Source organism: uncultured Pseudoteredinibacter sp. (assembly GCF_947500695.1).
GTDB lineage: Bacteria > Pseudomonadota > Gammaproteobacteria > Pseudomonadales > Cellvibrionaceae > Pseudoteredinibacter.
The window spans coordinates 222,969-235,279 of record NZ_CANMSS010000005.1 but is presented as its reverse complement, the minus strand read 5'-3'; the positions used below and the strand labels follow the sequence as shown (position 1 = coordinate 235,279).

Annotated in this window: 7 protein-coding genes; 4 read left to right on the top strand and 3 right to left on the bottom strand. The window is 45.1% G+C overall.

Translation table 11 applies throughout. The annotated features are described in order from the left end of the window. Position 1: 1 nt before the first annotated feature. The gene (locus Q1A08_RS11660; RefSeq protein WP_299773050.1) at positions 2-3,823 is read right to left on the bottom strand and encodes a leucine-rich repeat protein; all 3,822 of its coding nucleotides are present in this window, start codon (positions 3,821-3,823) and stop codon (positions 2-4) included. Between the two features lie 343 nt (positions 3,824-4,166). Next, entirely contained in the window at positions 4,167-4,571 is a 405-nt protein-coding gene (locus tag Q1A08_RS11655) for a MerR family transcriptional regulator (RefSeq protein WP_299773048.1), read from the bottom strand. Between the two features lie 171 nt (positions 4,572-4,742). On the opposite strand from Q1A08_RS11655, the gene Q1A08_RS11650 reads away from it, so the two are divergent. After that, positions 4,743-5,972 carry an NADH:flavin oxidoreductase/NADH oxidase family protein gene (locus tag Q1A08_RS11650; RefSeq protein WP_299773046.1) on the top strand — a complete coding sequence of 410 codons (1,230 nt, stop codon included), beginning with the start codon at positions 4,743-4,745 and terminating at the stop codon, positions 5,970-5,972. 69 nt (positions 5,973-6,041) lie between these two features. On the opposite strand, the gene Q1A08_RS11645 is transcribed toward Q1A08_RS11650, so the two are convergent. Further along, the gene (locus tag Q1A08_RS11645) at positions 6,042-6,770 is read right to left on the bottom strand and encodes a pseudouridine synthase (RefSeq protein ID WP_299773044.1); all 729 of its coding nucleotides are present in this window, start codon (positions 6,768-6,770) and stop codon (positions 6,042-6,044) included. A gap of 178 nt (positions 6,771-6,948) precedes the next feature. Here Q1A08_RS11645 and Q1A08_RS11640 point away from each other — a divergent pair, with 178 nt between their 5' ends. The 3 genes from Q1A08_RS11640 (at position 6,949) to Q1A08_RS11630 (ending at position 11,975) form a co-directional block, all read left to right on the top strand. Beyond that, a complete protein-coding gene (locus tag Q1A08_RS11640) occupies positions 6,949-7,224 on the top strand; it encodes a hypothetical protein (protein ID WP_299773042.1) in 276 nt (91 codons plus the stop codon). A gap of 606 nt (positions 7,225-7,830) precedes the next feature. Continuing rightward, on the top strand, positions 7,831-8,208 hold the full coding sequence (locus tag Q1A08_RS11635; protein ID WP_299773040.1) for a Fis family transcriptional regulator: 378 nt from the start codon (positions 7,831-7,833) through the stop codon (positions 8,206-8,208). A 680-nt stretch (positions 8,209-8,888) separates the two neighbouring features. Further along, positions 8,889-11,975 carry a hypothetical protein gene (locus Q1A08_RS11630; RefSeq protein WP_299773038.1) on the top strand — a complete coding sequence of 1,029 codons (3,087 nt, stop codon included), beginning with the start codon at positions 8,889-8,891 and terminating at the stop codon, positions 11,973-11,975. Positions 11,976-12,311: the final 336 nt, after the last annotated feature.

The following is a 12,311-nucleotide window of genomic DNA, read 5'->3' as shown; positions in this document are numbered from 1 at the left end:
TTTAGAACTTAGCTTCGTAGCGAAGGCCGAATGCCAACTCTCTCGAAGTAATATTATCGGCAGCGAGCAGTGTCTGATAATCCACAAAGCCAGATAAGCCATATTTGAACTGAGCCGCCAAACCGACACCCAGGTTAAAGTAATTACGATCTGGGATATCCGAGACAATCAGCATTTCACTGGTCGGATTCGCACTGTCGAAACGGAAAGGGTCATGCACAAAACTTGCGCGAATAATGCTGTTTTGATTTTTAAATTCACGATAGTAATTGCCGTTTACATTGGCAATCAATACCCCCCAGTCCAATAGGAATACCCGCGAGCCATGGAAGCCTAATCCAAAGGTGCTGGTAATATTAGCCTGACCACTGTATTGCAGCTCTAAGCCCGACTCACCACGCTCTGCAAAGCCATCAATACTGGTATCGCTGTAGCTGAAGCTACCATTGGGGCCAAATGTCCACGGCCCATCGTTATAGTCCCAACCAAAATCGATAGTGGCCAATAGCTGATCACCGCCGGTATTACCACTGCGTTGTAAATCTACCAAACCGGAAGTATCGCGATACTTAATATGGCGGGTAACATCAAAATCAGAATCTGCGTATGTAATACTGCTGTCGATATAATAATTTTTATCGCTATAGAAAGAGCTGTATGCCGAATAGAAGGTACTATTGCCCTCTAGTACACCACCGTCATTGGCATAGTCTAAATCACTGCGCGAATAACCTACCGCTACACCGGCTATCAATTTATCAGTAATTCGATAATCCATACCAGCCGTAATACCATTGATATCTAACTTAAAGCCGCTGTTATTTTTACTTGGATCTCGCTCACCGTAAGCAACATTACCGTTAATAAACAGGCCTAAACGTGAGTCACTATAAATTTCTGGTTCTTCATCGCCACTGGCTGCACCCCCTAGTAGATCTCGGCCTACCGCTGCAAACATATTCCCGCTCAAGCTGCCGCCATCTAATTGTAGATTTAGGCCACTAACATCAATAATCGCTCTGCCACCACGACGTAACTGTGTAAAGCGGTTACGTAAATTGCTCTGGTGCATGTTAGTGAATCTCGCGGCAGTAATAATAATCGCCTCAGCTTCTTCACCCGCAATTTGATCTAGAGCCAGCACAATATCTTCATCACTAAGATCTGGATCGCGTAGACTTTCGCAACGGTTTCTCAAGTTGGCCTGCCCAGCACTGAGGCCATTTTGCTGGCCCATTTCAGATAATCGCGGACACAACTCATCAAGCGCGCCCGCCACTGTACCTTGCTCAGTGTTTAGCCCACCGGTATCACTTAGCATGCGGGTGGTATCGGCATCCAACTCCTTGACTTCAGCAATGAAATCGACTCCCGCTTGCTTGCCATTACTATCAGTCGCAATGACTCGTAGTGGATGGGTACCTACAGCCAGTTCAGCTTTTGTAACCATTCCTGTTGCTATGACTTCGCCTTCTTGTAACCAACTGACATCATTGATTGGATTATCGGAAACAATCTTACCGGTCGCGTCCAATACCACTTCAACTAGGCCATCGCCATCAAAGTCGGTTACTGAGATATCATCCTTTGAAATATCTGGTGCGCCATCTTCATTAACATTGATAATTTTAATCTGGGAGTTCTCTAGACTACCTAAGGAGCCGCTGCCCGATGGGGAGCTTAGGCTTAAGGCAATATCTTCGGTAGCCTCGTTCAGAATATCTTGGTTAATCGACACAACGAAGATTTTGTCGCTGGTATCGCCCGCCGCCCAACTTAAGGTTCCAGAAGCTGCCGAATAATCACTGCCTGCAGTTGCACTACCATCTGCAGTGGAGTAATTCACGCTCACAGCACCGTTGGCACCACCACTGCGAATTACGGTGATGGTCACACTGCCAGCATCTTCATTAACTTCATACATCGCCTCACTAAAGCTGAATTCGCCTGCCGGCTCAATTTCATTTTCAGCAATGGTAAAGACAAAACTTGGATCAAAACCAAAACTTGCGCCACCGCTTAAATTACTAGCCAACGCAGAGAAGGTTTCATCGCCTTCAAATTCGTTATCATCCAACAGAGGAATACTGATCGACTTGCTACCAGACTCGCCAGCCGCCCAACTCACTGTGGTGTTAACACTCGTATAATCACTGCCTGCGGTTGCCGTGCCCGAGCTAGTAGCTGCTGACTTTATAAGCGGGCTGCTATCTACTGTGGCAAAATCAAAACTCAATGAAGACGATAGATCACCACTTCGGCTAAAACTTAAGCTAATCTCACCAGAATCTTCTGAAAAGCTTCGCTGGGGGCTTACACTAATCTGTGGTGGAGCTGCTACAACTGAATCATCATCAACGATTGTGATATTTTGGAAGCTATCGATACTGCTTAGTATCAAGCCAGCTTCTTGATTGAGAAAAATATCGAAAACTTCATCACTCTCTACGTCTGTATCGTTTACGACTCCGAAATTAACGGTAACCGTCGTAGGGTTCACTACCGTGTAACCTGTTCCGGGCTGAGCGCCTGAAATATCAAAAACAATAAACACCGTTTTTTCTTCAAAATCGTCACTGCTTGCCGGATTGGGTGTGCCTGATGTGGAAACCAGCTCTACCGAAGCAGTACTACTAGGCAAGGAGTCAATAGTTACCGTTGCCGTAACGGGACCTTCGGACTCTAGAACACTATTGTTGGCGTTGACACTAACTTCTGGCGTACTGCCGCCTCCGCCACCACCTAAGGGGGTCGGCGTGACGCCTTCAATATCCGCTCCTGGCCAGCCCGCATTGCCACTAATATAGTTAATAGTTACCAAGCTATTTCCGCTAAAAGCCATGGGAAGCATTACTGGCCTATTTCCATCAAAAGACAGGGTTCCCAGCGCATTATTAGCAAAGGCACTGTTTCCGATAGAGGTGACCGTACTAGGTATGTTTAGTCCAGCAAGATTATTATCCCGAAAAGCATCATCATCAATGGTCATTAAACCAGAGCTTAAAGAAAGAGCCGTCATCCCATTACCGCGAAACGCGCGTGAGAAGATGCCGGTAACACTGCTGGGTATAGCAACCGAAGATATGGAATTATCCCTAAAGGCATCTGAACCAATGGTGGTGACACTTGCAGGAATAGAAACCGAAGTAAGGTTATTACCCAAAAAAGCAGACGGGCTGATATAGGGAATTCCATTTGCTATGGTTACCGAAGTCAGCCCGCAGTTACTGAAGATTCCCTGCCCTAAAATAGACAAGCTGCCTGGTAAGCTAACCGAAGTTAGTGCGGTGTTATTTTGAAAAGCATTGTTGTCTATTCTGGTCAGTGTATTCGGCAGGGACAAAGAGCTAATAGAGTTGTTCGCAAATGCTGATGTTCCAATCCTAGTAACGCCAGATGGAATTGTCAGGCTGCTAATGCTATTGCCAGAAAAAAGCGATTGCGGGATGACGGTTAAAGTCGCTGGAATACTTACTGACGTTATATTGTTGCTGGCAAAGGCACCAATACCAATGGTGGTAGCAGAACTTGGAATATTGATAGCAGTAATACCGCTATTTAAAAAAGCGCTCTGCCCTATATCCGTAATGGTATTTGGAATGGTAACCGTATCGTTAATCCCCAAATTGGCAAAAGCTAAATTGGCAATTCTGGTAACAGGGGTCCCAGCGTTATCCGAAGGAACAACGAGTGGCATATTCGAACAACCACTACAGCCCGTTACTGTATCAGCCGGACCAAAGGTAAAAGTTTGCGCCATCAACTGACTTGAAAGTAAGCACAAAAATAATGCTGAACCAAGAGTGATAATTCGAGAAAACACATCCCCTCCATGAGCCTGTGCCGGCTAAGTTTTTAGTAATAATTTAGTTAATCGTGAAACTAACGACCCATAGCCACCATTACATACCGTTACCATTAACAATATGTTGCTGTGGAATTATTAAAAAACCATTTATACGACAGAAACTAAAACCACATCACAAGGGTAATGTGACAAGGTTCAAGGTGGAATTTTATTAGTATTGGCCGCTTACTTTTCTGGCCTGCTATTTTAAAAAAATAGCAGCTTGCTGGCCTATACCTAGAGTTGGTAGTTTTTAATCCGTAATGGACACTAGGAAAAATCGGAAACCGTTTTTTTACAATTCAGTTACAGCTAAACATCAAGCGTCATGAAGCTGACTGTTCAATGTCGCCAACAACTGATCCCTCTGCTGGCAATCTGTCTCGCCACTTTCAAGACTGTTAATAATCAACTGTAAACTCTGCTCCTGAGCAGCAAGTGTTTTCTGCAACCCCCGCACATCATTTAATTTGTTATGGAGCTGCTGAATCATTTTGTCTTTATCCCACTCGTCATGGTGGTGACACATTAACTTGAGCTCTTGTAGACTTAGGCCCAGCTTTTGCCCTACCTGGATTCTGTACAGAGTATCTAACTCAGTTTCCCCATACTTCCGGTAGCCGTTATCACCTCGGGGAACGTTTTTCAGTAAGCCTTCGGATTCGTAAAAACGAATAGTATGGGCCGCCACCCCCGAGATTTTCGCAAGTTCACCAATCTTCATAACGCAATACCACCTAGCCTCATATCACTTCTTTACTAAGCCAAGCCCAAAAGGGCATTGACCTTAAAGCTCACTTTAACCTTACACTAGCCGCCACTCAAGAGATAACTGAAGCAACTACTTAGCCAGCCAAATGACGCTAAGCACGATAAATTCATAAAGAGGTAAGTTATGCTTAAGCCGCTATTTCAGCCATTAAAACTCGCCAGCGGTGGCGAGCTGCCAAATCGCATTGTTAAGGCTTCCATGGAGGAGAGCTTGGCAACAGAGGATCAACTGCCCAGCGATGCTCTAATAGAGCTATACCGCCAATGGGGGCGAGGTGGTTGCGGGCTTTTGCTTACCGGCAATGTCATGGTCGATCATATGGCCATGACAGGCCCTGGCGGTGTTGCACTGGAAGCCAATACCGAACTGGGGAGATTTCAGGATTGGGCAGAAGCCGCCAAGGCCGGTGGCAGCAAGGTCTGGATGCAAATCAATCACCCTGGCCGCCAAGTATTTGCGGGCATGAAGGGTAAGGCGCTATCCGCCTCCGATATCCCCTTGGATTTGGGTAAAAACTCCAAGCTATTCGCTCAACCCAAGGCCATGAGCGAAGAAGAAATTCAGGATGTGATTCAGCGCTTTGCCGCCACTGCCAAAAATGCCGTCGCTGCGGGCTTTGACGGGGTACAAATTCACGCCGCCCATGGTTATTTAATCACTCAGTTTCTTTCGCCATTAAGCAATAAACGAAGCGATCAATGGGGCGGCTCACTTGAGAATCGAGCACGCTTACTTCTAGAAGTCGTAAAGGCGGTCCGGGCTGAACTACCGGCCGATGCAGCTGTAGGCATTAAGTTGAATTCCGCCGACTTCCAGCGTGGTGGTTTCCAACCTGAGGACGCAAAGCAAGTAGTCGCCATGCTCGACAATATGGGCGTAGATTTAATCGAACTATCTGGCGGCAGTTACGAAACCCCGGCCATGCAAGGTCGCACCTCGGATGAACGCACGCTGGCAAGAGAAGCCTATTTCCTGGAATTCGCCGAAGAAATCGCCCAATCGACAGATATCGCCATTATGACAACGGGTGGCGTTCGTCGCTTAGAAATTGCCGAAAAAGTTGTTAGCTCGGGCGTGGCAGCAGTAGGTATCGCCACTGCATTGGCCTATCATCCTAGCTTGCCCAATCATTGGCAAAACAACAGCATGCTTGATGCGATCGTACCGCCGATTGAAATGAAAAATAAAGATTTGGCTGCTTTTGCCACAATGGCAGTAGTTAAACGACAGATGCGACGTATGGGTAATGGCAAAAAGCCACTAGCAAAGCCTTCTCCATTGTTCTCGCTGATCAAGGAGCAATTTCGATCCAGCAAACTGCAGAAGCGCTACCGCGAACGATTTGCTAGCTAATTAAAGAAGATAGCCTTGAGCAGGTTTATAATAAAAAGCCTTGAGCAGGTCAAAATATGGGCCTGCTTACTAGCCCAGTTTTGCGACTTCCTCTGCGCTCAGAAAACGAAACTGGCCAGGGCTAAGATCTTTTATTAAATCTAAATCAGCAATGGATTCGCGATGCAAGCCAACAACACGATTTTTACTGGCTTTAAACATGCGCTTAATTTGGTGATAGCGCCCTTCAGATATACTCAACAGAACCTCTTTAGGCGCTACTTGTTTTAACTTAGCCGGTAGCGTTATGCTTTGCTCGCCCGGCAATAAAAAGCCTTTCGCAAACTTTTCCACTAGGCCATCGGCGAGCTCTGAATTAAGCTGCACTCGATAGGTTTTCACACAATGATGCTCGGGTGCTGTTAAACGATAATTCCACTCACCATCATCGGTAAGTAATAGTAAACCTGTAGTATCGATATCCAGGCGGCCGACAATTTGCAGTTTGCCTATATTAACTGCCTCAAACTCTGGCAGCTCGCCTACAAAATTGCCCGCCTTAATAAAATCCAAAACCGTAGAATGGGTTTTATCGGCCCTCGCACTTACTACCCCAGCAGGCTTATTTATCACAAAATAGCTAAAAGCTTTCGACTGCAGAGGCTGGCCATCCAAACTCACCGTATCCCCTTCTTCTAACAACTGGGCAACACTCTCGGCCAAGCGTCCAGACACATGGACACGAGCGGCCTTGATCAAGGCCAAGCACTCCTGACTGCTGATATTAGCGTTGTGTATTAGAAAACGGTCTAATCGCACTTAAAACAACCTGTATGTAAAGGGTATTGGTAGAATTGGCTTAACACTGGCGAGGCACAGCAAGCTGGCATTATAATGGCAGCTTGGAAAAATATAAGCTTCTATCGCTATATCATTAGCTATATCACTACTTGTATTACTACCTATATCACTATCAACAAGCACTCAAAGCAAAGCTATGCAATCAGACCCCAAGAAGCTAGTCTCAAAGAACAAGAACCTGGTTCATTCAGAAATGATGAAGGTAGTATCCCACGTCCAGCGAGAGCAAGGTGATTGGATACTGCATACCATAATGGTGGAAGGTCAGGACGTACCCTTTAAGTTTAAGCGTAAAGACAACTATCAAAACTTAAAAGGCGCAAGGGTTAACATGACCTATTACCCCGATCAAGAATCAGTAGCAGGAATGGCTTTTGAGATAATGAAAGTGGTACGGATAAAACGTGCGTAATTGTACTACGGTACAACTGCGATGTATCTCACCAACTCGCACTTCGGGAAACTCGCGAAGCATCCTCAACAGGAAACACGGTCGCCATGCAACCACCGACCTGCATCCATCTTTAACAAAATTCTTGGGATTTGACTTCAGCACCGCCGCTAATTCTTCTACGTTATACGCAAGTAGTCCATTTGTGTCAGCAATGAGGTCAATAATTACCTACCAATCGCCTTGATGTTTAAGGCGTAGTGAAAAACAAAAATAGGCCTCTGGCTCGGTAACCAGACCCCCTTTAGGGCGCTGAATACCGCAGCAATCGATATTCATTGAGCGAGAATTGGAACTGATTCAAGGCCTTAAACCAGAAGAAAACTAAGATGTTCACGGGCGTACTATCACTTCTTTCCTCCACAGTGATATGGTTAATGTCCACCCTGCCATCAACCAATTTATAAAAGGTTAGCCACATTGAACGAGGCATAGTTGCAAGCCAAGGCTATATCCATTAGGACGCATCAGAATTTTTATGGCTTTTATCTCACAGCACTACCAATCAAAGGTATAATCTTTGACTGGTTCGTTCATCAACTTATATTAACTCTAAGCGACTAACCCATGGCCAAACCTAGAAGTAAAACCGAGAAAAAAATCGACAACAATATTCGCCAAGCACTCACTGTTGCTTGCGATCATTTTTTGGAGGACATCCCAGGTTTTCAGTGGCTGACCCATCAAGTTAACTATACCAACTATCCGGCTAGTTTATTAATTACATGTGTGTTCGATACCATGGAGAACAGCAAAAATGCTGACATTGCATCAATCCAAAAACTCGTACTCACAAAACTTTTAAAAATTGGGGTAAAATTGAAATCCCCTGAACGCCAAATTATTTTTGACTCTGAAGAAGCCTGCACAATGGAGAATGCTGGACAATGGGCTGAGCGACTTGAAAAAACCAAAGGTAGGGCTCTACCTAAGAACCGCCCATAAAAAACAAAGCATAAATGCACACAGCTACGGTTTGATAAGTATACTCAACCGTATTTAATTTCACATACACCTTGATTCAATTAATCATAAACAGCATTCAAGGCCGCCGCTTTCAAGTCCATAGATTACCCACCCATAGCATTTAAACCTTCTATTTATGCTCTAACAATAGCGCCTGCCTAACTTGTTATTGCGATTTTTAAGATCGAGACTAGTTTCACCCCCTCTCTCTATGCACCTTGTAATTGAATAAAGTCTACCCCTAGTCAAAAGTAGTTTTTATTTATTATTAGCCAAAATCGATGTATTCATAGCAGACCTAATCAAACCGTCGGTTTTCACCAGCCCCACAATGATATATTGTATCCATAACATTTTTGAGCGAAACTGCCTGTCAATATAAGCCTTGCCAAGAAGGGCTCTGATGATTTTTAAACTCGGCTCAATAACTGAATGCTAGGGGTGATTTTTATGGTATAACATCTAACAGATGCCATTTCTGGGCCGTCTACTTAGCTCACTTTTAGTGCTACCTAAATATGACCAAAACTCTAACAAATAATAAAATTGTTGCCTAAATTATGCGTAAAACCATTCTGATTTTTATACTAATTTTTTCTTCTTCGGCTATTGCCAGTACTTCTACTGAGATTGACTCTGACATTTTCAGCGGTGTTTCGATGAGGAACTTAACCCCTGCTAAAACAGGTGGACGCATCGTGGATGTGGCCTTCCACCCTACGAATAGAAATATTCGATTGGTCGCTGCGGCTTCAGGTGGTATCTGGAAAACCGAAAATGCGGGCACTACCTGGAAATCCGTTTTCGATAATCAGGCCGTCTTTTCTATGGCAACGGTTATCTTTGACCCTAAAAACCCGAATATCGTTTGGGCCGGTTCCGGCGAGAATAATGCACAGCGCTCGGTTGGCATGGGAGATGGTGTTTACAAAAGCCATGATGGTGGAAATAGCTGGCAAAACGTGGGGCTGAAGACTTCAGAACACATTGGCAAGATCGTTATCCACCCAGAGAACAGCGACATCATTTATGTCGCTTCGCAGGGTGGTTTATGGAAAGCGGGTGGCGAAAGGGGTCTTTATAAAACCGTTGACGGCGGTAAAAACTGGCAGCGTATTTTGCACATCAGTGAAAATACGGGCATATCGGATGTCATTGTTGACCCAAGAAACCCAGACATCATTATCGCAACCTCTTATCAACGCCGTAGGCATTTTGGAATTTTAGTAGCGGGAGGCCCTGAGGGCGGTGCCTTTCGCTCTACCGATGGTGGTAATAGCTGGAACAAAATCAAAAGTGGCTTTCCGCAAGGAGATCTGGGCAGAATCGGACTCGCACGATCGCCTCAGCAACCCGATGTACTCTACTCCATCGTTGCTGGAACGGAAAAAACCAAGGGCATTTACCGTTCGAGCAATAATGGCTTGAATTGGAAAAAAATGAATGACTATATGGTTGTCGATGCCCAGTACTATATGGAAATATTTCCAGACCCTCACCAATTCGACAAGATTTACATCGTGGATGTATTTACAAAGGTTTCGGAGGATGGTGGTAAAACTCTAAAGCCTATAAATCAGCAAGCCATGCATGTCGATAACCATGAAGTAGAGTTTGATCCTAATGATCCAAACTACCTTCTCATTGCAGGCGACGGAGGCATTTATGAATCCTGGGATAAGGGTGAGCATTGGCGTTTTATCGATAATTTACCGCTGACGCAATTTTATCGCGTGGGCCTTGATAACGACTTTCCCTTCTACAATGTTTATGGCGGTACGCAAGACAACAATACACTGGGCGGCCCAAGTCAAACCCGCCACCGTAAAGGCATTAGAAACTCTGACTGGTTCATCACTAAAATGGGCGATGGTTTTCAGGTGCGAGTAGACCCAAGCAACCCGGATCTGCTTTACACTATGTCGCAATATGCCGGCATCGTTCGCTACGACAAAAAAAGCGGTGAGCAAAAGGATATCAAACCTATACCCAAAGCCGGTGAAGCCCCCTACCGCTGGGCCTGGGATGCGCCTTTGGTATTAAGCGCCCATGATAATAAAACCCTCTATTTTGCAGCGAATTATTTATTTAAGAGCGAAGACCAAGGTAATACCTGGAGCATTATCAGTGATGATTTGAGCCGTAAACTGGATCGCAATAGCATGAAAGTTATGGGGCAACACTGGGGTATTGATGCTATCTTTAAAAATGTTTGGACTGCCCCCTTTGGAACCGTTGTATCGCTCTCTGAGTCCCCACTGAAACAGGGATTGATCTATGCTGGAACCGATGACGGTCTGATTCAAGTTACCGAAGATGATGGTCAATCGTGGCGAAAAATTGAAAAAATTAAAAACGTCCCTAAACTCGCCTATCTAGCCGATTTAATGGCCTCACCCCATGACGAAAACACAGTATTTGCCGTATTTAACCATCACAAATATGGAGATTATCAACCCTATATTTTCAAAAGTAGCAACAAGGGAAAGAGCTGGACCAATATTGCTTCCAACCTTCCAAAAACCGACTTTGCTTGGACGGTAATTCAAGATCCGAAAGAGGAAAGCTTATTGTTTGCAGGCACCGAATACGGGTTGTATTTCAGTGTTAACGGTGGCAAGCAATGGACGCAAATGCGCTCGGGCTTACCTACCATTGCCATAAGAGATCTGGAAATTCAGCCGCGCGAAGACGACTTAGTTGCCGCCTCCTTCGGGCGAGGTTTTTATATCCTTGATGACATGTCTTTTCTACGATCAATATCTAAAAAGGCTCTTAATAAAGATAGCTTGTTGTTTCCAGTGAAAAACGCATGGACATATATCATCGACAACCCAGACGGTTATGCTTATGGTGCTAACTTTTTTAGCTCGCCCAACCCGGATTTTGGTGCCGCATTCACCTATTATATAAAAGATATTCCGGAAACAATATCTGCCAAAAGACAACAAGCTGAGCAACTAAAAAAGAAACAAGGCGAGGCTATTCCCTACCCAGATTGGCAAGATTTTGCGAGAGAGAAAAGAGAGGAAGCTGCCAAAGTGGTATTCGTTATCAAGGATGAGAACAATAAGCAAATCGCAACCATAAACAAACCTATGACTCGAGGGGTATCGAGAGTGACCTGGGACCTACGCCACGGCAGCAAGGGCGAGCGAGGGCCTTTGGTAGCGCCTGGACGCTACACCGTGTCCATGGCGAAAATCGTCGGAGGGAAGTGGCAAGATTTAGGGCAATCACAGAGCTTTGAAGTAAATAGGCTAAGCAATACCGTACTGCCAGCGAAGCAACCACAAGCTCTCTTGAATTTTCAGCTGCAAGTGATGACCCTGGATAAATCCATTAAGCAAGCTGAGGGCATCCTGTCATCCAATCTAAACACCCTGAAAGCAAATGCAGATCAACTGCTTAATCGCAGCACAAGTGCCGACATTATCAACAGCGCTGAAGATCTACGACAAGCTATGATGGATCTACAGATCCAACTACGAGGTAATCCTTTAATTGTTCAGAAAATGGAGCTGGCAGCACCCTCCATCAAGAGCAGAGTTTCTCGAATAAAATGGGATTTTCGCAATGCAAGCTCTGATGCAAGCAACACCCACAAGGAGAGCTTCGCGATTGCTCAGCGGGAGTTTGCTCAGTGGATCAAAGGCTATAATCACATCGCTCAGCAAATAGACACTTTGAATGTCTCCTTACACGACTTAGGTTTACAAGGCTTGAAAAGCCAGAAGTTGCCGTAAACTCGTAAGTCAAAGACGCTACTTAACCCCAGCTGCCGCTAACTCTGTTGGGCGCAGCTGGGCGATTTTATATAGCGCTTTCAATCTCAAAAGAAACCTGGCTATACATATAGGATCTAGCCGACAAGTTGCCTATTGTCATTGGGCAACTCGCCCAGCCCCCTACAAAACCGTTTTCCATTAAACCGCTAGCTTAAAACGCCGCCCTTCATAACCAACTAGAAACCGCCATTCCTCATACCATTCGCGTTCGATTGAGCAAATCGTGTTGTGGCGAGCGTCTCAAATTCCCACCCAGTAGGTTAGACAAACACCACCAATAAATGATACGTTATA